This window comes from Ktedonobacterales bacterium (assembly GCA_036557285.1).
GTDB lineage: Bacteria > Chloroflexota > Ktedonobacteria > Ktedonobacterales > DATBGS01 > DATBHW01.
The window spans coordinates 178,980-199,908 of the sequence record DATBHW010000076.1; the positions used below are offsets into that span (position 1 = coordinate 178,980).

Sequence of the window (20,929 nt, forward strand, 5' to 3'; positions counted from 1 at the left end):
AAAAGCGCGGCGCATGATCCCACAATCACGGGCGCCCGGGAGCGAACGCTTCCAAGTGTTCCTGGCAATGCTCGATGATGCCTTTCGTTCGTTCATACACGTACTCACCCGGTTGAAAGCGCGCGTTCTCCAACGTCCTGAGTATCTCGGCATCACGCTGGTAGGCCCGGCGCAGCAGGCCACACACGGCCTCCAGGGGCTGTTCTCCAATCATAGCGACAATCGTGGCGTTGATCGCATCATTCATGACCGCTTGCTGCGTTTCGTCTGAGAACTCAAGGGGCGCCAACCCAGCGGCAATCCTGGGAAGACGCACCGTTGCCATGACTTCCCAGCCTGCCAAATGGGCCACAATCTCGCGTGGTCCCCAGGTGTCTCCCTGACGGGTCACGCCACGCTGCTCGGCCTCAGTCGCTGCTGCGATGAACTGCTCATAGGCCGCCGCGAACTCCTGGAGCAGTTGTTCTTTTGACATAGCTTCTTCTGACATGGCCTCCTCCAAAAATTGATGGTATGTGTTCAGTATACCCTCGTATGCGGTCAGGATGAGTCCTGATTGCGGGTCTGGATGAACTGCACCATCATTGGCAGCACGCAGAAGAGAGTAGACAGCGCGGCGGCAATATGCGAAACTACTCCCCAGAACGTCATTGCCGCCAGGCTTGAACGCTTGAGCAACGGGAAGATACACCTGGATACCTCGCAGCCCCAGGTAGGTGAAACAGGAGGGCTTATCGGATGGCATTACCAAACTTTGATCTGACTGGCAAAGTCGCCATTGTCACCGGCAGTACACGCGGAATCGGGCTGGCGATTGCCGACGCGCTCGCAAGCGCGGGCGCGCGGGTGGTGATCGTCGGGCGCAAGCCAGAAGGTGTCGCCGCAGCCGTCGAACAACTCAAAGCAGCGGGGGCGCACGTCCTGGGCGTGCCTGCCAACATTGGCAGGCTGGATGACCTGAGCCAGCTTGTTCAGCAGACCGAGGCCGCCTTTGGCCCCGTAGATATTCTGGTGAACAACGCCGCCACCAATGTTCATTTTGGCCCCATCCTCGATGCCGACGATGGCATGTGGGCCAAAATGTTCGAGACAAACATCATGGGCGCAGTGCGGCTGGCGCGGCTGGTCGTGCCGGGCATGCGTGAGCGCAACGCGGGCAAAATCATCAACATCGCCTCTGTCGCGGGCATCCAGCCGGGGACCATGCAGGCCATCTACAGCGCCACCAAAGCCGCCATCATCAGCATCACTCGCTCGCTGGCCCAGGAGCTAGGGACATTCAATATTCAGGTAAACGCCATCGCGCCCGGCGTCATCAAGACGCGCTTTGCCAGCGTGCTGGTGGAAACGCCGCAAATCCGCAAATCAGTGGAAGCCATAGCCCCGCTGCATCGCATTGGCGCGCCCGACGAGATCGCTGGCATAGCCCTGTATCTGGCCTCGCCTGCCTCGAACTTCACCACAGGCGCGGTGATGGTCATTGACGGCGGCTTGACCATCGGCGGCCACGCTGGCCCGCTCGACGAAGCCTGAACACCTAATGGCCCAGCACCAGCCCATCGCGCATCCTGACAATGCGGCTGGCGCGTGCGCCAACTTCTGGCGCGTGGGTCACAATAACCAGCGTCTGGCCCTGCTCTCGGTTCAGCTTGCAGAGCAGGTCCATCACATTTTCTGCCGCCTCACCATCCAGGTTGCCAGTAGGTTCATCGGCCCACACAATAGCGGGATTGTTGACCAGGGCGCGAGCGATGGTCACGCGCTGCTGTTGGCCGCCCGAAAGCTCGGCGGGCCGATGGCGCGCTCGCTCGGCCAAGCCCACCACCTCCAGCATCTCCATCGCTCGCCGCCGGGCTTTGCGTCCGCTCACGCCGGAGACCAGCATCGGCAGTTCCACATTCTCCACCGCGCTCAATACCGGCAGCAAATTGAAGCTCTGGAAGATAAATCCCATCTGGCGAGCGCGATATTCCGTTCGCCTGCGGTCACTGAGATTTTTGAGGTTGGTTCCCGCAATGATGATCTCTCCACTGGTAATTTCGTCCAGACCAGAGAGGCAGTTGAGCAGCGTCGTTTTGCCGCATCCACTCGGCCCCATAATCGCCACCATCTCGCCCTGCTCCACTGAAAAATCCACTCCACGCAGCGCGGCCACACTTCCCGCGCCAGCGTTATACAACTTGCGTACACCTGTCGCCTGGATAATTAACACCCCTGCATCCTTACTACTCATTCGTAACGCAACGCATTAGCCGGAGCCACGCGCCCCGCTTGCCAGGCGGGCAAAAACGCCGCCAGCAGCGACGCGGCAAAGGCGCACAGGGCAATTATGCCCAGTTCGCCCCAGGGTATAAGAAACTCAAGCCCCGTCTGATATTGCTCAAAGAAATTGGCGGCAAAAACATTGCGGCACAGCAGCAGCCCCAGCGCCAGGCCAATCAATGTGCCAGCGATCCCGACCAGCAGAAACTCCAGCAAAAAGCTCGATTGCACCGCCCAACGCTGATACCCCAGCGCGCGCAGCATGCCGATCTGCTGGCGACGCTCCACCACTGCCCGCGTGCCGGTGACAGCCAGCGCGGCCACGCCCAGCAACAGCGTCAGCCCGACCACGCCCAGCAGCACCTGGGCAATAAAGATACGTGTGCCATTCACATTCACCGCCACATCTGCCAGCACCGTTGTCTCCAGGCCATTATCCAGAAAGGCCGATCCAAGCGCAAATGCCGCCTGGTGTGCATCCACACCAGGGCGCACCTTGAAATAATAGCTCCTCGCCTCCAGGGGCAGCGGCGGCAGGCCCGTCTGAGTTCGCGCAAAGGTCGCTGGCGATGTCACCAGGCCATAATGCAGGCCATCGGTGTTATCCACCACGCCAATGATCGTGACTTTCGTGGCCTTGCTGCCGCGAACATCGTTGATCCAGATCGGCGTCGCTGGAATCGCCACATCTCCCTGTCGCGCTCCGCTGAAGCGGTACAGGTACTCATTGTAATTCCCCGGCAGCGTGCCAATCTTCTGAAGCACCGAGGCATAAATCGCCTTCAGCGTCCCTAGCTGGTCAGGGCCAAGCGAGGGAAGGTAATCCTCATAGGGGCTGCCCACCGCCGGAAGCAGCGCCCGGCTATCAATCAGCGCGTAACCGGGGTGATCGCGCAGCGCCTTCCAGACATCGGCATCACTGGCAAAGCCAGGGGCACGCGCCACCAGATGATTGCCCAGGCCATCCAGAAAAGCCCCATCTTCAACATTGATCGGATAGAAGCGCCACCCAGGGGTCGGCGCTGAAAGCTGAATGACGCCTACCGCCGCCAGCGTTTGCGTGCCCACACCCTCAAAATCGCCGGGGTTGACGCCGGGCGCGTGGTTGATCGCCGTATTTATATTCGGGATGGCCCGAAAGAACGGCTTTGCCTGAATATCGAAGCCGCCGGTATAGTTGCTCACGTTGCCATAGGAGCTGGCAACCGAATTGCTAATCACCGCCATGACCGTCATCGTAAAGATGACCAGCGTGAACATCACCAGATTGACACCTGTTCGGAAACGGTAGTGCAGCGGATAGACCAGCGCCGTATGCAGGACAAAGCCAATCTTGCGCAGCCCGCGCAGCAGCCAGATCAGCGGCAGCAGCAGCAGATCGGCGTTAAAGGCCAGCGCCCAGATGGCCCCAAACACCATCATCACGCCGGAAAAGAAGAAGACCTCAATGCCACCGGTAAAGCGCGGGAAACCCAGCGAAGCCAGCGCATCATAGGGCAAACCCCAGTACAGCAGCAGGCCCAATCCGGCCACCGCTGCCGCCAGCCGTTCGCCCAACTCGCGGCAGCGACGTTCCCAGCGCAGCCGCCGCTCGTGCCGGTACGTCAGCGGTCCCACAGCATAATAAAGCGCGGGCAGACAGAGCATGAACCAGCGCAGCATCAGCGCGCCGCCGATGATCGCCAGCGAAAGGCCGAAGGAGAAAAGCGAGTCGCGCAGGTCTTCAATCCCCTGCTGCAAGATCATGATGCCGATCAGAAGCGGCGCGATACCGCGCGTCACCAGCCCCCAGCCGAGCCGACCAATATCGGCGGGCAAAGCCGTCGCAGCCTGCCAGGGTGTTTCTTCGCCTTCGCCCAACCCCAGCCCCCGCGCCAGCCGCCTCAGCATCGTCAGCAGCAGCGTCGCCAGCGAGGGAGATGGGCGCGGCGGCTCCGCCAGATTCTTCATCGCCTGCACAATCGTCATGCGGCTAATCAGCCAGGACGAAGCGATAATCGTCCCCAGCGTGAAGAGTGCGCCCAGGCAATAGGCAATGACCAGGCTGCGTGGTTGAAGCCGGACGCTGAGCGGAAAGCCCGCCTGCGCCAGTATCGGGCTAAGCAAGAGAACGATCCCGATACCCAGGCCCACACCCACCGCAATACCAATCAAGGAAGCGATCAGATCATAGACCGAACCCTCGAAGAGGAAGAGCAAGACAAGTTGCTGGCGCTGCACACCAATGGCCCGCGAAACGCCCATCTCGGAGCGGCGCTCTGCCGCCAGCAGCACAAAAATCAGGAAGATCAGCAAAACGCCAATTGCCAACGAAAAGAGGGCGAACAGCGTAAAGATGCGCGTGAAAACCTCGTCTGCCGCCTCCGCGAGATGAACGCCGTCCTGCTTCACCTCATCCACACTCAGGTTATAGAGCCTGGCCGCTGATTGGTCCCCAGTCACCCTCACAACCCCTGGGGGAGTTACGCCTGACACCGATGATGGGCAAGCTGCCACAGAAGTATTAGTCGGGGTCGCCTGGCTGCCATCCACAAAAATAAGACCCGCGCAGGCCAGGTCGCCAGACAACAGCCTGTTGACATGCTCAGCCACAGCATCGCTCAGATTCACGCCGCTTAGCCCATCACCGCGATTGGCGATAAATATGCGGTTAATGCTTTCAGGGCTGCGCTCAATCTGCTGAAGTGTGGCAAGAGGCAAGACAAAGGCAGGCACATCTCCCACCAGCCCCGATTTTTCGATGATGCCACGCACCGTGAAAGTAAAGCGTTTACCCTCCCAGCGTTCTGAATAGACATAGATCGTATCGCCAACCTTCGCATTGAGCAGGCCACCGAGGGTGCGGTTCAGATAGACCTCACGGACGCCAAGCGCGCCGCTGGCAAGGGGCGCGCCATTGGCATTGCTCATGCCATCGAAGCCTTCTTCCGCGCCCGGCGGAATCGCCAGCGCCGTCACCTTCGAGCGGGTCTGGCGCGAGGTTCTATCCGCCAGCAGCAGGTTATTTTCTTGCAGCGCCGGGGCCACGCCCGCCACGTCGGAATCATCAGCCAGCCCTTGCTGCAACAGATCATAGGCGCTTTGAGGGAACAGGCCCAGGCCGCCATTTCCGCCCGAAACAATCTCATCCACACGCCCATAGTTAAAGACAGCCACCGAGCGCACCGCTGTGCTGATTGTATCGCCCACCGCCAGCGCCGCCGAAATAAACGTGGTCGCCAGCATCAGCCCGAAGACAATCAGGACCATACGCAGCCGACGGCGTGGCACATTGCGCAGCCCAATCTTGAGCAAGATCGGCTGGCGCAGCGCCAACAGCGTCACCAGCACTGCCGCAGCAATGGTGAAAATCAGCAGGCGCTGCATTAAACTGTTGAGGGGGACGCCAAAGAGTGTTTGCACGTTAGATTACGCCATTCGCGTGGAGAACCTGATAAAAGAGGTTGGCAACCTTGACATATCCCAGTGTCGAGGGATGCAGCCCGTCGCCGCTCAAATATTCAGGATGCCCCAGAATCTCCGAACTATGCCCATACACATCAACCAGGATGATATGATGCGCCGAAACCTCACGCGCAACAACTTTATTCCACTGCTGCACCTGGGTAGTGAGCGCCGCCTGGTCGAACGCATAGAAGCGCGGCAGAATCGTGAGATCAGGAATATTAGCAACAGCGACTCGCACATGGCCGCTTGCCGTTAACTGCGCCAGAATGCTATCAAGACTACGCTGATAGTTAGCAAGATTCACTTTATCAATAATGTCATTCGTGCCAAGCCAGACCGTCACCAGATCGGGCCTGGCATCCAGCGCCTCCGGCAGTTCACCCTGGAGCGCGCCCTGAGCGGTAATGCCAGGGATACCTAGATTGATGACCTGCGCCCCTCGCGGCAGACTAGAACTCAGGTCCATAGGCCAGTTCTCTGTCGCTGGATGATCCGCGCCGGTGCCAAACGTCTCCGATGCGCCGATGGCTACAAAGACATATGGCGGGCGCGGCGTTGGAGTCGCCGCAGCGCCGCCGCCAGATGAAACCGGCGCAGCAGCAGAACCGCAGCCAACCAGCGCCACCCACAAAACAACAAGACACGCCAGGACCATTGCCAGGCGTGTTTGGGAAAACAGAAGAGAGGCCGCTGTTCGCCGAGACCGAGGAGGGAAAAGCATGCGCACTCAATCCTCAAGCAACTAGAGGAGCGTGTCCATAAGACAACATTATCCGCACCATTGTAGCATATCCTTGAGACGCAAAACATCCCCCTACTGTTACAGCAGCGCAGCGCCATCGTCTCGGCAATCACCGTATAGCGCCGCCGTCCCTGGCGGTCAACGGTTCGCCACCAGGGACGGCGGCGCTGCACATGGACGCCGCGCTTTTCTCTCAGGGGAAAATCTGGTGAATCGTCTGGTTAATCGCTGACCAGATAGGCTGGACGATGGATTTACCCTCCAGTTGATCGTAATAGCCATACTCCGGCACACCCAGCACATATTGCTGAAAATCGGTGGGGTGAAGATTTTTGGCGAAGTTTGCCAATGAAACCATCTGGCCGAGTGTCAGGCTCGTCAGTACACTCCCTTGCAAGTCTTTCGCCAACTCATCCAGACGATTCAGAAGAGTCCCGCTGTCCAGTTTCTTCTTCAACGCGATGAGCACCGATTGCTGGCGCGCCGAACGTCCAAAATCGCCCAGCAGGTCCGAATGGCGCGAGCGCACATAATTGAGCGCCTCCACGCCATTCAGGTGCTGCGGGCCAGCCGGAATATAGAGGCGCTGGTAATCAAAAGGGTTGCCATTGGGATCAAGGTCTTTGGGATAAGCGTCATCAACCACAGGATGCAGCACATCCACATCCACACCGCCCAGCGTATCAATCACCTTCACAAAGCCATCCAGCCCGACCCAGGCATAAGCATCAATAGGAATATGAAAATTGGCCTCGATAGTGGCTACCGTATGCGCAAACCCATGCAGCTTTCTCTCCTGCGGCGTAGTAGCTCCGTCAGTCTCCGCGCCAGAAATCTCATCGAGCTTATAGCAGCACTTCCCCTGATCGCTGGGCAACCACATATCGCGGGGGATCGAAACCATCGTTACCTTCTGATGCGCCAGATCAACCCGCACCACAATATCCGTCTGCGTCAGCACCGCGCCGCTGTGAAACTTCTGGTCATTATCGCTCCCAAGCAGCAGGAGATTAAAATGATCGACATTGGAGAGATCGCCTGGGAGCTGCGTCGCCTGGACTGGCTGATTGGTGGACACCACCTTTGGAAGCGTCTGCCCGGTGCTGCTTTGCACCAACTGATAGACCCCATAGTATTTGACGACTGCCAGAGCAGCGCCACCAAGAAGCGTCAGCAGGAATACGGATGCCACCGTAATAAGGATGATCTTTCTACGTTTGTGGGGAGCTTTCCGCCGCCCTGGTTCTTCAGGCGGAGAAGCAGGACGCCGGACCAGCGGCGGCGAGCTTTCGGGTGGGTGGTTTTCGGTTGGCAACTCCTGGATGCTGTGTGGTGAGAGACCTGTGTTATCCATCTGGCTTCATCGCCTCCTGCGATTACCGAGCATGCGGGCAGTGTTTTTCGCACGAGCAAGCGGCAATCTTAATGAGCAAGGGGTCAACTAGAAATTGACAAGAGGGGATTGCACAAGACATGCCATCAGGAGCATTTCCGGCACTTGCTGCCGCTCAAGTTGCTCGTAAAACTTGGGGAGATAGCCTGGAGGGACTCTATCTTTTACACCGTCTTTATGCTACATTCACTTGAAAGGGGGAGCCTCAAAAAGTGAGGGAGTATACCTATGTCCGAGGCTTCTGCCCAGGAGCGAGCAATGTCCATCATCATCTTGGAAACCTATATTCATGCCCCTGTTGAACGCTGCTTTGATCTCGCGCTTAACGTCGAGATGCACACCCGCTCTATGAACCTGACCAAAGAACGGGCTGTTGCCGGCGTAATGACCGGCGTGATGGGCCTGCACGATACCGTCACCTGGGAAGCGGTACATTTTGGCATCAAGCAACACCTCACCTCACAGATCACCCTGTTGGAGCGGCCACATCGCTTTACCGACGAAATGGTGCGGGGTCCATTTAAGGAACTCCACCATATTCATGAGTTTGTTCCCCAGGAGAACGGCGTCCTCATGAGAGATCGCTTTACGTTCAGATCGCCGCTTGGCTACCTGGGTTGGATAGTTGATAAGCTCGTCCTTGAACGCTATATGCGCAAATTGCTGCTGTTGAGGAATCAACGCATCAAACAAGTGGCAGAAGAAACGGTATGACGCTCAGTCTTCCCGATAGCCTTCCTGGTAGACCACTTGCCCATCAATCATCGTCAGCATCACCCGCGAGCGTAGATCAAACGGATCGCCCGACCAGATCACCAGATCGGCATCCTTCCCAGCGTCCAGACTGCCGACGCGCTCGGCCACGCCAAGAATCTCCGCCGGATGCAGCGTCACGGCCCTGAGCGCCAGATCAGTGGAAAGGCCATGTTTCACCGCGAGGATGGCCGCCGTCATTAGTTGATGAATCGGCACCACCGGATGATCCGTCGTAATCGCCACTTTCACGCCTGCCGCCGCAAGCACCGCAGGTGTCTCAAACGTCTTATCGCGCAGTTCCACTTTATAGCGCCCGGACATTGACGGCCCTACCACAGCAGGAACGCCGCGCCGCGCCAGCTCGTCCGCCACCTTATGCCCCTCGGTACAGTGTTCGACGCTCATCTCAAAGCCAAACTCATCGCGCAGCCGCAGCGCCGTCATAATATCGTCGGCGCGGTGCGCGTGGATGCGCATCGGAATACGCTTTTCCAGCGCCAGCCCAATTGCCTCCAGCTTCAGATCGCGCTCGAAAGGCCGACCCGCCTCTAGTTCGGCGCGGCGCTTTTCCAGATACGTCTGCGCCCTGCTAAAAATCTCGCGGAACAACGCAGCCGTCGCCATGCGCGTGCTTGGCGATTTCTTCTGATTGCGATAGGTGAACTTAGGGTTTTCGCCCATAGCCGCCTTGATGGCCGACGGCGCGCGCAAGACCACCTTATCAATGATCAGCCCCGTATGCTTGATGACCACGCACTGCCCGCCGATCACATTCCCGCTGCCCGGCTTCACCTCGGAGGTCGTCACCCCCGCCTGGCGCGCATCATCAAAGGCAATATCCTCCAGGTTGATACCATCGAGCGCCCGCAACTGCGGCGCAATCGGCTCAACCGACTCATTCGTATCGTCGCCCGCCGCGCCAACGCCCTGCTCATCCAGTCCCAGGTGCGTATGCGCATCAATCAGCCCAGGCGTAATCACCTTTCCCCGCGCATCAATCACCTCCACTCCCTCTGGCGCTCGCTCGTCGCGCCCCACCGACACGATCTTTCCTCCATCGATCAGTACCACCCCATCAGCTACTTCTGGCCCGCTCGCCGTCAAAATACGCCCGCCAGTAATCGCAATCATGGCCCGTTGTCCCTTTCGCCAGCAGAATTGTGATGCTCAAGCCGCCAACCCCAGCCGTCCTGGCCCATTGTAGCATATGCCTATCCATCAATAGGCGCTGGGCCTCCCTACAGAGTAAAGCTGCCTCGTGGTATACTGGGAGAGAGGAGGCGGTTATGCCATCGCGCTGGCATCGCTTTGACAGAACCTTGAAGTTGATTGCCGAACAAGAGCCAACTGGCTTGCTGGACTGGCTTGCCGAGGTGCTGCCTATCCCGGGGCCAGTGACGCTGCTAGACGCCAACCTCTCCAAAGAACTGCTGGATTCGGCACGTGAAGTAGATGTCCTCTGGCGAGCGGAAGCGAGGGGAAAGCCTTTTCTCCTGCACCTGGAGTTCCAACTGAAGCGAGACGAGCCAGGTCGCGCGGAGATGGGCGAGCGCCTGGCTGGCTATATCATGCGCCTCTACGAGCGGGAGCATCTGCCTGTCACCTCAGTGGTCATCTACTTACAGCGTCTGGGACAGCTTCCCAGTTCTCCCTTTCTGATTCCGAGTGGGCTGGACAGCAGATCAACGCTTCGTTGCGACTATGAGGTTATCAAAATGTGGGAACTGGCGCCAGCGACAGTGTTGGCGCGCCCTTATCCGGCACTATGGCCCCTGGCAGGAATGATGCAGGGAGTGAAAGCAGAAACAGTCATTGATATAGCGCAGCAGATCGTTGAGACGCCGTTGGCCCAAGAGCAGAAAAGCGAACTCATCGGGCAATTGGTAGTGCTGGCAGGTATACAGCTTGCGCCAGAAGTGATCAGCGCCACATTCAGGAGGCACCCTATGATGGACGAAATGTTGGAGGCATCGAGTACGGCTCATATGTTCTGGGAGAGAGGACGAATTGAAGGCTTGCGTGATGTGGCCCGCCTTGGGCTGGAGCATCGCTTCGGCGCATTGGGCGCTGATTTGCTTCAGGCTATTGGCGCAGCCGACGAGCCAACCCTCACTACCATCATCACGTACTCAGAAGAGTCCCTGGAGCAGGTACGGGCGCGGCTGGGTCTGCCAGGAGAAGCACAATAACCCTGGGCTTGGCAAGGGGCCAAAACCTGAAATGGACCACACTGACTTCTGGCACAAACTCGATACGCTAATAGCTGCCTCCACGCTCAAAATTGATCGCCCCAAAGGGTCAACGCATCCCCGCTACCCGGACTTTCTCTATCCGCTTGACTATGGCTACTTGGAGGGAACGACCTCTGCCGATGGCGGCGGGATTGATGTATGGATAGGAAGCCTGCCAGAAAAGTCTCTCACCGCCCTTCTCTGCGCGGTGGACCTGGAAAAGCGCGATTCAGAGATCAAGCTGCTGCTGGGCTGCACACCACACGAAGCGCAGCGCCTGCTCGCTATCCATAACAACGGCACGCAATCAGCAATCCTGTTAGAGCGTCCAGGTGAAGCATAGCAGGCGTCCAGCCAGGTGTTTCTTACCCAGAAACCGCTTCCAAAACCTGGTAAGGTAGTGTAAGCTCATTTCAGAATTGCTCTACTATCTTGATTGTCCATACTGGAGGTTGCGTCATGAGCGAAAACCCGCCGAACTGGAATCTGGAAACCCTGCTGGTGCATACCGGCGAGCATCAGGCTCCCCAGGATGTCGCCCGACAGGGCATGCCCACCAGCCTGCCGATTTACGCCTCCGCCACCTTCGTGCATGACGACGCCGACGCGCTCGACTCAGCCTTTGAGCCGCCCGCGCCCGACGCGCCGCCTGTCTTCAGTTACTCGCGTCATGGCAACCCGACGGTGGCCGGGCTGGAGCAAGCTCTGGCGGCGGCAGAGTGTGGTAAAGGCGCGGTGGCGTTTGGCTCAGGCATGGCCGCGCTCTATGCCGCGCTGCTGGCCGCCGGGCTGGCCCCAGGCGAAACTATCATTGCCGCCAACAATCTCTACGGCGCTTCCACCGGCATGCTCCGCAAAATCTTCGCCCCGCAGGGCGCGCGCGTCATTCTGCGCGACCTCACCGATACTGCCGCGACCTGCCAGGCTATCGAGGAAGAGCAGCCCACCGTCGTCCTGCTGGAAACCATCTCCAACCCGCTCTTACAGGTCTGTGACCTGCCAACTATTGCCGAAGCCGGGCGCAAGGTTGGCGCGGTGATCGTCGTTGACAGTACCTTTACCACCCCCATTCTGCTGCGCCCGCTGGAGCAGGGGGCCGACATCGTAGTTCACAGCGCCACTAAATACCTGGGTGGACATGGCGACGCGCTTGGCGGCGTTGCCATCGCCAACACCAGCTACCATCTCTCAGCGATCACCAGCAACCTGCGTATGCTTGGTGGTGTCCTCAGCCCATTCGAGGCGCGCCTGATCTCGCGTGGATTAAAAACGCTCGCCCTGCGGATGGAACGGCACTGCGCCAACGCCGCCAGCGTGGCGCGCTGGCTGGCCCAGGACGCCAGGGTAAGCTGTGTCTACTATCCTGGCTTGCCAACGCATCCCCAGCACGAACTGGCGAGCCGCTTGCTGCGTAACGGCCTTTATGGAGGCATGGTTTCGTTTGAGATTCGCAATGCTGACCGCGCCGCCGTCCACCGCTTCATGGACGCGCTGCGCCTGTGCCTGTGTGGGACTAGCCTGGGGGATGTATATAGCCTGATCTCCTATTCGGCCAGGTCTTCACACCGCGACCTGACGCCCGCGCAGCGCGCCGAACAAGGCATCAGCGATGGGTTGGTGCGCCTCTCGGTTGGCATCGAGCATCCCAATGACATCATTGCCGATCTCGACCAGGCGCTGGCCGCCATCCAGACCGAAGTATAACCGCGCCTACTCGTCGGCCTCAGCGCCCTCGTCATCAGATGAGTCGCCGCGCCGGTTCTGGCGCAGCAGTTCTTCGATGTCCTGAATCAAGACCTCGGCGCTGGGCAGATCGCCAGAGGGGCGCGGCGGCTGCGACTCACCAGCAACGCCAGGCTCAGCCTCTATAAGCGGAACGATGTCCTCGTCAGCCCCGGAATTGAGGCGTTCTTCAAGCTGGCGCACATAATTGGCCGCTTCCTGATCTTGCGCCACCACCGCCGAAACCCGCTCTTGAAAGCGGGTGGCGCCCAACTGGAGTTCGCGCAGATTTACCCGCAGCCCCAACACCTCATTGAGCCGCGCCAGCAGCGCCACCGAGACTTGCAGGTTCGGCGAAACCGTCAGGTAATGCGGGGCAGCCCCCCACAGGCTCAGCGCAGAGATATGCTCCTGGCGGCAGGCATCGTGCAGCACACCCAGGATGCCAGTTGGTCCCTGATATTTCGAGCCGCCCATGCCCATACGCGCCAGTTCTTCGGCCAGTTGGTTCGTCGTGGAAGCAGCCGTAATCGGCACCGGACGTGTATGCGGTACATCCGCCAGTAAGCCCCCCAGCAGAGCTACCTGCGCAACATTCAGCCGACGGCACACACCAGTGATTATGCGGGTAAAGGTTTTCCAGCGCAGATTTGGCTCCGTACCCATCAACAGAATCACATCGCGCGATGGCTCGGCGCGACGGCGCGGGCGCGTTGCACCCTCTGGTGGCTCAGGGCGGCGCGCGTAATAAAACTCGTTGCCCGGCCAGGTAATCTCGCGCACCACCCCGCCGGTCAGGCGTGTCTGCGGGCGCGTATCGGTAAAGGCAAAAAATTCTTCAGCATCAATCTCCGCAAAGCGTCGGGCGCCCCAGCGATCTACCAGGAAATGCACTGCCCAACTCGCGGCCCCCGCTGCATCGTTCCATCCAGCAAAAGCAGCGATCAGCAATGGATTCTGCAACTCAGGAAGCTCAGTGATATGCAGCGCCTCCGACAAGGGTTCTTCTCGCGCGGCATCGTGTTCCTGTCCAGCTTCGTTTGCCATACTCTCTCCCAGATGGCTCTCCATGCTCCAAAATAACGCGGCCCTCTATGCTTTACCTCCAAAAGTGTATCACACGCAGAGTAAGTTCGCTTTTTGCGCTTCACAAGAGACCTATAACTTCATGGAATATAACTCTACGTTCTTTACAAGATCGCGCGGTTATGCCAGGATAGCCTTATGAAAATCATCATTGCGCCCCAGGCCCTCAAAGGCAGCCTTGACGCCGCCCAGGCGGCCCAGGCTATCGCGCGAGGCTTGCAGCGCGCCTGGCCCGACGCGCAGTATATTCTGCTGCCCGTCGCCGACGGTGGCGAAGGCACAGTACGGGCGCTCGTCGAGGCCGCTGGCGGGCAAATCATTCCGACCGGTGTCACCGGCCCGCTTGGCAAATCTGTTGAAAGCTTCTTCGGCATTCTGGCAGCCCCCGTCGCAGGCGCGCCGCCCACAGCCGTTATCGAAATGGCCGCCGCTGCCGGGCTGCCGCTTGTTCCCCCGGCACAGCGCGACCCACGCATCACTACGACACGCGGCGTCGGTGAACTGATGCTCCAGGCGCTGGATGCGGGCTACCGCCGCTTCATCATCGGCATTGGCGGCAGCGCCACCAACGACGGCGGCGCGGGCATGGCTCAGGCGCTGGGCGCGGCGCTGCTCGACGAATACGGCGCGGAACTCCCGCCAGGGGGGGCGGCGCTGGCCCGGCTCAGCAGAGTCGTGGTAACGGGCCTCGACCCGCGACTACACGAAAGCAGTATCCTCGTCGCCTGCGATGTCACCAATCCCCTCTGCGGGCCAACGGGCGCGTCGGCCATCTACGGCCCACAGAAAGGCGCGACGCCCGCCATCGTCGCAGAACTTGATGCCGCGCTGGCGCACTACGCTGCCATACTGCATCGTGACCTGGGACAAGACGTGCGCGATGTGCCTGGCGCGGGCGCGGCTGGCGGCCTGGGCGCGGGCCTGCTCGCCTTTCTCAACGCCACACTCACCCCTGGTGCGCCGCTCATCCTCGACACGCTGCGCCTGGACGACCATCTGCGCGAGGCGGCGCTGCTGTTCACCGCCGAGGGCCGTCTGGACGGGCAGACCCTCTATGGCAAGACCGTTGCGGCTGTGGCCGCTCGCGCGCAGGCCCAGGACGTACCCGTCATCGCCCTGGCCGGAAGCCTGGGCGCGGGCTATGAAGCGATCTATCAGATCGGGGGCAGTGCTATCATCCCCCTGCCCGATGCGCCCATATCCTTGAAAACAGCCCTACGTCGTGCCGACAGTCTGCTTGCCGCAGCCGCCGAACGCGCCGCGCGGCTCATCATAATTGGAAGGCAGATGTCCCCAGGGTCATAACTGCCCTCATACATACCTGGAGAGAACATATGCTCAAGATCAGACGCTATCAGAGTGCAGACAGCGACATCGTATGGGAATTACACGACGCCGCATTGACGCCAACAGGCGCGCACCTCGGCAGCGACTCCTGGTACGATGATTTAGACCAGATCGAACAGGCGTACCTGCAAAACGGCGGGGAATTTCTGGTCGGCGAATACGAAGGCAAGGTGGTTGCTATGGGCGCATTGAAACAGACTTCAGCCGAGCGCGCCGAAATCAAAAGGATGCGTGTAGCGCCGACATACCAGGGGCGCGGATTCGGCCAGGCCATGCTGGACGCGCTGGAACAAAAAGCAAAAGAACTCGGCTATACAACGCTCCATCTGGATACCGGCGTCAAAATGGTCGCCGCCCAGCGACTCTACCGCAAAAACGGCTTTAGGGAAATCAGCAAAGGAAGCATCGCGGACGTAGAGGTAATCTTTTTTGAGAAAAGCATCTCCTGACAGTCAGCGCCTCCCCTTGTCAAATTATTTCGAGGGCTACTTGCGCAAGAACGGCAGCAGACCGCTCAGGCGGCTGGTGGCGCGCTCTTTGCTCGGAACCCGGCTGTACCCCTCATGGGCCTGGCGCATAATCTCGCGCAGTTGCGCCAGGTGCGAATCTTCGTGCATCAAGCCCAGCAGAAAGCGGCCAGTAGCGTTCATCGGCCCCAAGCTCGCAAATCCGGTATACATGACCTCAAGATGCGGCTGATACGGCCAGCTATCCAGAAAGGCGTGACGCATATGGCGGCTCTCTTCCAGCCGCTGGCGCACCTGCGCCACCGAACGGATCGTTCGCCAATCCGTCTCATAGCGCGACCTGCCCTCGATCTCAATCCCCCGCGCCAGCGCCGAACCCAGGGCAGCCGCCTCCTCAGAAGAAGCCGTCGCGTGGACAATAACATGGCCCAGTGTCCAGGGCAGATTTACCTCTGCGCTGGCGCCAAACGCATCATTAGCGTCAGGGTCTTCAGGCACAAACACTACATCGGCGGCTGTCGCCTCCTCGATGATCGCCAGCACCGTATCAATCATTTCATCGGTCAGCGTGTGCAGATCAGCATGGGAAAGGTTACGGGCCAGATCAGCCAGCGTCTGATCCCCCTGGCGCACCCCATCAAAATCCAGCATGATCATTCCTCACTCCAAAAAAAGATGAGAACTTACGCTAAATTAGCATATTTTCTCTTAATCAACAACAGGGCTGCGCATCATCGCAGCTTCATCGTAACACTTTTGGCTGAGCAACGACTTGTTTAGGGAGAACAACACGGTTCAGCTAGCAGAACACGATGTTTGAGGAAGTGGAAGTTGATGAAAGCACCTTCGCCTGGATCGGAACCGGATGATTCACCGGCAGCCGCGCTCTATCGGCAGCATGGGCCGCTGATCTTTGCCTGGCTGCTCAAGAAAATCCCTGCTCAGGAAGATGCGGAAGACCTGCTGCTTGAGGTCTTTTTGGCAGCCTTTGAGCGCAATCGCTTGCTTGCCGTCCCGGAAGAGAAGCGGCTAGCCTGGCTGCTGAGCGTCGCGCAGCACAAGCTGGTGGACTATTACCGGCTTTCCAGCCGACGCCAGCAGGTGCCACTGGACGCAGTGGCTGCCACGCTGGAAGCGGATGAGGCGCTGGCTCCCGAAGCAGTGGCTCTTCGCCACGAACGCCACGCCAACCTGCGCGCAGCCTTACACGGCTTATCACCGATTCAGCAAGAAGTGGTGCGGCTTCGCTTCGGGGAGGGTCTGCGCTGCGCCCAAATTGCCACAGTGCTAGGTAAGCGGGAAGGCGCGGTGCGCAGCCTGCTCTGGCGCGCCCTCACACTCTTGCGGGCGCGCTACGGGGGAGATCAGGAAGGAAAAGACCGCGATGGCTAACGATGACGAACCCATCAACTTTGAAGAGGTGGCGCGCCTCCAAAATCTGGATGAACAGATCGATCAGCGCCTGCGTGAACGCGCCTCGGCACAGTCCGACCAGTACACGGCGCTGGACGCGCCGCTCATCCAGGATTTACATGACTTCTACCGGCCTCGCAGCCAGACATTCCAGAGCGGATTGGACCGCGTGTGGAACCGTCTGGAACAGCGCGGTGTGGCTTCTATTCGACAACACTACCAACCCGACGAACCGATTGATCGGTCTCGCGTGCATCAAGAAAGGCTGCGTCCTATGCAACGCCTCTTTCATACCACCCGGCGCTGGTCATCGCGTGTCAGCGCCCTGGTCGCCGTCGCACTGCTTGTTGTCCTGATTGGGGGTCTGACCCTTGGTCTGATTCTGGTGCGTCACAATGGGAATAACACGGCTAATGGCCCCCAGAACCAGGTAACGACGGCGCCAACCAAGACGCCTTTCACCGTCACCAGCGTTGATCTGGCTGTCAAGCCCGCCAGTATCGCCGGGATGGCCTGTGGAAGCTCCGTTCACTTCACCTACACTGGTACCTTTCATATTCCGGCAGGGACAGCCGGGGGGACCATTCGGTTTGAATACACGCTCAACAATGGGCGGTCCTCCACCAATGCCAGCGTCAAGGTCAGCCCAGGGCAGACGACCCAAACCTATACGTTTTCCAGTTCGGGGACACTGCCTCCCGATCATACCTATCCGGGGATTGCCGAAATCCTGGTGATCAGTCCTCACGCGGTCCATTCGCCGCAGGTGAAGCCCAGCGGCTCTTGTGTCGCCGCCGCCTTCCATGTGACGAGCGTTTCTATGGCCGTCAGCCCGGCTTCTCTAGCTGGCCTGGCCTGCGGAACCCAGATCACTGTCACCTACACGGCTACCTTCCATCTCGCTGCTGGTGGCCCAGGAGGAACGATTCACTTTGAGTACACGGTGAACAATGGGCGTGGGTCGTCCAACGCGAGCATAAACGTTGCCGCCGGACAGACGACCGCTACCTATAGTTTCAAGTGGTCAGGCCAGCTTCCGCCTGACCATACCTACCCGGAAGGCGGCAGCGTGATCGTCAATAGCCCGAACCAGATCACTTCATCGCCGGTGGCTCCCGCTGGCTCTTGCAGCTAGAGTGAGCCTGCTGACGGTTTTCACCGCGATCCAGAGGGCTGGACAAGCCGCCAGAATATGGAGTCTGGCGACTTGTCCAGCCCTCTGTTTGTTAGCTGGTTCTCCCAAATCTGAGGTGTTGGCAAGCGAGGCGTGTTACTTGTAGCGCCGCCATCCTGGCGGCCAGCGTTGGCCTGCTGGTCCGCTGGCCTGGAGGGCGAACGCTCGCCCTGGCGCAGCGTTGGCCGCCTGGAAGGCGGCGCTACCAGTGACCCCCGATCATTGGTGGAACCATGTTAGCTCGCTAACGTTACACTGTTCCCTCAATATGGTATGCTTTGGGCAAATCCCGTATTCCAGCGTCGTATATTCTGGCAAGAAGATTGGCGCCCCAGCCAAAGGAGGTTTCCCAATGGATTTTGCCCTCAGCAGCGAACAAAAGATGGTTCAGGAAACAGTACGCCGCTTTGTTGATCATGAACTCATCCCCCTGGAGGCCGAGGCCCTGCGCAACGAAGGCCGCTACGCGCACGCCATTCCCAATGACAAGTACCACGAACTGCAAGAGAAAGCTAAAGCGATGGGTTTCTGGGGCATCAACACCCCCAAAGAATACGGCGGCGCGGAACTGGGAGCCGTCATGACCGCCCTCATCGCAATGGAAATGGGGCGCACGCTCATCCCCTTCAACTTTGGCGGCAGCGCCGATAACATCCTGTATGAAGGAAACGAAGACCAGAAGCGCCGCTATCTCATTCCCACCATTGAAGGCAAGCTGCGTAGCTGCTTCGCCATCACCGAGCCGGGCGCTGGCTCCGACCCGTCGGCCATTCGCACCACCGCCGTCAAAGATGGCGCCCACTGGGTCATCAACGGCGAAAAAATCTTCATTACCGGCGGCAACGAAGCCGATTTCGTGATGGTCATCGCCGTCACCGACAAGAAAGCCGATGTGCATAACGGTGGGGCTACCTGCTTCATCGCGGACCGCGAGATGGGCTGGAAGTCTAGCCCGATCCCCACGATGGGCGGCTGGTCCCCGGCGGCGCTCTCCTTCCAGGACGTGCGCGTGCCAGAGGAAAACGTGCTGGGCCAGGTCGGCCAGGGATTCAGGCTCGGCATGAACTGGATCGGCCAGGGCCGCTGGCTCATCGCCTCGCGCGCTGTCGGAACCGCCGAGCGCCTGCTGCAAATGGCAATTGACCACTCCAAGCAGCGCGTCACCTTCGGCCAGCCCATTGCCGACCGCCAGGCCATTCAGTGGATGATCGCTGATTCCAGGGTCGAGATTCAGGCGTCGAAATGGCTGGCGCTGCACGCCGCCTGGAAAGCCGAGCGCGGCATGGATACGCGCCACGACGCTGGCATTGCCAAACTCTACGCTTCCAATATGGTCAATCGCGTGGTTGATCGCGTCATGCAGATTCACGGCGGCATGGGCTATACAAAGGAAATGCCCATCGAGCGTTGGTATCGGGACGTGCGCGTCACTCGCATCTACGAAGGCACCGACGAGATTCAGCACTTTATCATCGCCCGCGATCTGCTGCGCGGCTATGTGAAACTTGGCGAGTGGATTGCGAACGAAGACTAGCCCATGCAGGAACGTCACGCATCTCTCGCTCTCGATACACCAACGATTAAGCTCATTGCAACTGATCTGGACGGCACGCTGCTGCGCCCCGGCGAAATCCTCTCCGAGCGGAATCGCCAGGCGCTTCAGCGTGTCCAGGCGGCGGGCGTCGTCGTGGTTCTCGTCACCGGACGCCCGCCGCGCACCATGCGCCCCATCGCCCACAACGCCGGGGCAAATGGCCTGGCCGTCTGCTCCAACGGGGCCATCATCTACGACCTGAGCGATGACACCATCGTAGAACGCTGGACCATCGAGCCAGAGGTCGTCTCCCAACTGATCGTCCAGCTACGCGAGGCCGCGCCTGGCGTATTCTTTGCGCTGGAATATGGGCTGCACACTGGCCGCGAGCCAGGCTACCCGCCGCCCTTAAGGCCCATACCGTTCCAAAAAGTCATAAGCGATGATGCTCTGGTGCTGTGCCGCGAGCCAGCCGTCAAGCTCATTGCCCACCATCCCGAAATGAAGACCGAGGCGCTGTGGGAGGTTGCGGCCCGCATTGCTGGCGAGACGGCGCTCGCCACCTATTCCGGCCTCAGCTTTATCGAAATCAGCGCGGCGGGCATTCATAAAGCCTGGGGGCTGGAACAACTCTGCGCCCGCTTGGGTATTCGCGCCGAAGAAGTCATCGCCTTTGGCGACATGCCCAACGACCTGCCCATGCTCGCCTGGGCCGGGCATGGCGTCGCTGTCGCCAACGCCCATCCCGACGTGCTTCAGCAGGCCGACGAAATCACCCTCTCCAACCTGGAAGATGGCGTCGCCTCAGTGCTTGAGCGTTTGCTTGATAATAACCTGCGGCTTGATAGGATGTAGCATTATTCCCCTCGTACAAGCCTGGATGAACCAGCGCCTGACTCCAGCGTCCGCGCAACCGTGTTCTCAGTAGGTGGCCTGGAGGGCGAACGCTCGCCCTGGCGCAGCGTTGAGCCGCCGGGACGGCGGCGCTACAGGTACTCCGCTTTTTGGCAGAACCAAAAGCACCAGGATACTTGACAGAGAGCAGTTCGTCAGGTTATACTCCCTCCATACCCGTTCGCTTGTCCTACTTCTGTTTGGAGGGTAGCTCACACCCAGTTCTCGAAAACACCTGCACCATCTGAAGAACGGCTGGCAGGGCCGGTGTCCTTAACACCGGCTGTGCCATGACCCCACATCCGGCTTGTCCAGATATGGGGCTGGGGAGTATTGTACCATTGAGACCCTCCGCCAGACCCCCCAGCGACCATATCTGTGAACCCTGCGGCCTCTCCGGGCCAGGGTTCCCCGATGTGGTCGTTCCATTTTCTCCGCCGCTTGTCGGCAGGAAAGGGGAG

At 59.5% G+C, this 20,929-nt stretch carries 21 protein-coding genes; 12 read left to right on the plus strand and 9 right to left on the minus strand.

Translation table 11 applies throughout. The features are described from left to right. Positions 1-25: 25 nt before the first annotated feature. Positions 26-475: a ClbS/DfsB family four-helix bundle protein gene (locus tag VH599_21205; GenBank protein HEY7350842.1), complete on the minus strand. Its 450-nt coding sequence runs from the start codon at positions 473-475 to the stop codon at positions 26-28. A gap of 65 nt (positions 476-540) precedes the next feature. Then, a complete protein-coding gene (locus tag VH599_21210) occupies positions 541-678 on the minus strand; it encodes a hypothetical protein (protein HEY7350843.1) in 138 nt (45 codons plus the stop codon). Between the two features lie 60 nt (positions 679-738). On the opposite strand from VH599_21210, the gene VH599_21215 reads away from it, so the two are divergent. Continuing rightward, the gene (locus VH599_21215) at positions 739-1,533 is read left to right on the plus strand and encodes a glucose 1-dehydrogenase (protein ID HEY7350844.1); all 795 of its coding nucleotides are present in this window, start codon (positions 739-741) and stop codon (positions 1,531-1,533) included. Between the two features lie 4 nt (positions 1,534-1,537). On the opposite strand, the gene VH599_21220 is transcribed toward VH599_21215, so the two are convergent. The 4 genes from VH599_21220 to VH599_21235 form a co-directional block, all read right to left on the minus strand. Then, positions 1,538-2,233, minus strand: coding sequence for an ABC transporter ATP-binding protein (locus VH599_21220; protein HEY7350845.1), 696 nt, complete (start codon positions 2,231-2,233; stop codon positions 1,538-1,540). After that, positions 2,230-5,664, minus strand: coding sequence for an FtsX-like permease family protein (locus VH599_21225; protein ID HEY7350846.1), 3,435 nt, complete (start codon positions 5,662-5,664; stop codon positions 2,230-2,232). The genes VH599_21220 and VH599_21225 overlap by 4 nt, the downstream gene beginning before the upstream one ends. 1 nt (position 5,665) lies before the next feature. Further along, positions 5,666-6,430: a GDSL-type esterase/lipase family protein gene (locus VH599_21230; protein HEY7350847.1), complete on the minus strand. Its 765-nt coding sequence runs from the start codon at positions 6,428-6,430 to the stop codon at positions 5,666-5,668. 214 nt (positions 6,431-6,644) lie between these two features. Continuing rightward, positions 6,645-7,805, minus strand: a complete 1,161-nt coding sequence (locus tag VH599_21235; GenBank protein ID HEY7350848.1) for an LCP family protein — start codon at positions 7,803-7,805, stop codon at positions 6,645-6,647. A gap of 267 nt (positions 7,806-8,072) precedes the next feature. Here VH599_21235 and VH599_21240 point away from each other — a divergent pair, with 267 nt between their 5' ends. After that, positions 8,073-8,558 (plus strand): SRPBCC family protein, encoded by a 486-nt coding sequence (locus VH599_21240; GenBank protein ID HEY7350849.1) that lies wholly within the window; start codon positions 8,073-8,075, stop codon positions 8,556-8,558. A gap of 3 nt (positions 8,559-8,561) precedes the next feature. Here the strand turns inward: VH599_21240 and VH599_21245 are convergent, their stop codons facing one another. Continuing rightward, positions 8,562-9,731, minus strand: coding sequence for an amidohydrolase (locus VH599_21245; GenBank protein ID HEY7350850.1), 1,170 nt, complete (start codon positions 9,729-9,731; stop codon positions 8,562-8,564). Between the two features lie 155 nt (positions 9,732-9,886). On the opposite strand from VH599_21245, the gene VH599_21250 reads away from it, so the two are divergent. The 3 genes from VH599_21250 (at position 9,887) to VH599_21260 (ending at position 12,535) form a co-directional block, all read left to right on the plus strand. Continuing rightward, the gene (locus VH599_21250) at positions 9,887-10,789 is read left to right on the plus strand and encodes a hypothetical protein (GenBank protein HEY7350851.1); all 903 of its coding nucleotides are present in this window, start codon (positions 9,887-9,889) and stop codon (positions 10,787-10,789) included. A gap of 31 nt (positions 10,790-10,820) precedes the next feature. Next, a complete protein-coding gene (locus tag VH599_21255) occupies positions 10,821-11,174 on the plus strand; it encodes an inorganic pyrophosphatase (protein HEY7350852.1) in 354 nt (117 codons plus the stop codon). A 116-nt stretch (positions 11,175-11,290) separates the two neighbouring features. Then, entirely contained in the window at positions 11,291-12,535 is a 1,245-nt protein-coding gene (locus VH599_21260; GenBank protein HEY7350853.1) for an aminotransferase class I/II-fold pyridoxal phosphate-dependent enzyme, read from the plus strand. A 6-nt stretch (positions 12,536-12,541) separates the two neighbouring features. Here the strand turns inward: VH599_21260 and VH599_21265 are convergent, their stop codons facing one another. Continuing rightward, complete coding sequence (locus VH599_21265; protein HEY7350854.1) at positions 12,542-13,600, minus strand: PAC2 family protein; 1,059 nt, start codon at positions 13,598-13,600, stop codon at positions 12,542-12,544. Between the two features lie 177 nt (positions 13,601-13,777). On the opposite strand from VH599_21265, the gene VH599_21270 reads away from it, so the two are divergent. Both VH599_21270 and VH599_21275 read left to right on the plus strand, forming a co-directional pair. Then, the gene (locus tag VH599_21270; protein HEY7350855.1) at positions 13,778-14,944 is read left to right on the plus strand and encodes a glycerate kinase; all 1,167 of its coding nucleotides are present in this window, start codon (positions 13,778-13,780) and stop codon (positions 14,942-14,944) included. Between the two features lie 29 nt (positions 14,945-14,973). Then, positions 14,974-15,435: a GNAT family N-acetyltransferase gene (locus VH599_21275; GenBank protein HEY7350856.1), complete on the plus strand. Its 462-nt coding sequence runs from the start codon at positions 14,974-14,976 to the stop codon at positions 15,433-15,435. 36 nt (positions 15,436-15,471) lie between these two features. On the opposite strand, the gene VH599_21280 is transcribed toward VH599_21275, so the two are convergent. Then, positions 15,472-16,104 (minus strand): DinB family protein, encoded by a 633-nt coding sequence (locus tag VH599_21280; protein ID HEY7350857.1) that lies wholly within the window; start codon positions 16,102-16,104, stop codon positions 15,472-15,474. Positions 16,105-16,287: 183 nt separating this feature from the next. Here VH599_21280 and VH599_21285 point away from each other — a divergent pair, with 183 nt between their 5' ends. From VH599_21285 to VH599_21305, 5 genes are all read left to right on the plus strand, one after another. Beyond that, positions 16,288-16,845 carry a sigma-70 family RNA polymerase sigma factor gene (locus VH599_21285; GenBank protein HEY7350858.1) on the plus strand — a complete coding sequence of 186 codons (558 nt, stop codon included), beginning with the start codon at positions 16,288-16,290 and terminating at the stop codon, positions 16,843-16,845. Next, on the plus strand, positions 16,838-18,001 hold the full coding sequence (locus VH599_21290; protein HEY7350859.1) for a hypothetical protein: 1,164 nt from the start codon (positions 16,838-16,840) through the stop codon (positions 17,999-18,001). Before VH599_21285 ends, VH599_21290 begins: the two co-directional genes overlap by 8 nt. A 132-nt stretch (positions 18,002-18,133) precedes the next feature. Continuing rightward, positions 18,134-18,280: a hypothetical protein gene (locus VH599_21295; GenBank protein ID HEY7350860.1), complete on the plus strand. Its 147-nt coding sequence runs from the start codon at positions 18,134-18,136 to the stop codon at positions 18,278-18,280. A 112-nt stretch (positions 18,281-18,392) separates the two neighbouring features. Next, the gene (locus tag VH599_21300) at positions 18,393-19,574 is read left to right on the plus strand and encodes an acyl-CoA dehydrogenase family protein (protein HEY7350861.1); all 1,182 of its coding nucleotides are present in this window, start codon (positions 18,393-18,395) and stop codon (positions 19,572-19,574) included. Between the two features lie 3 nt (positions 19,575-19,577). Then, on the plus strand, positions 19,578-20,429 hold the full coding sequence (locus tag VH599_21305) for a Cof-type HAD-IIB family hydrolase (protein ID HEY7350862.1): 852 nt from the start codon (positions 19,578-19,580) through the stop codon (positions 20,427-20,429). Positions 20,430-20,929: the final 500 nt, after the last annotated feature.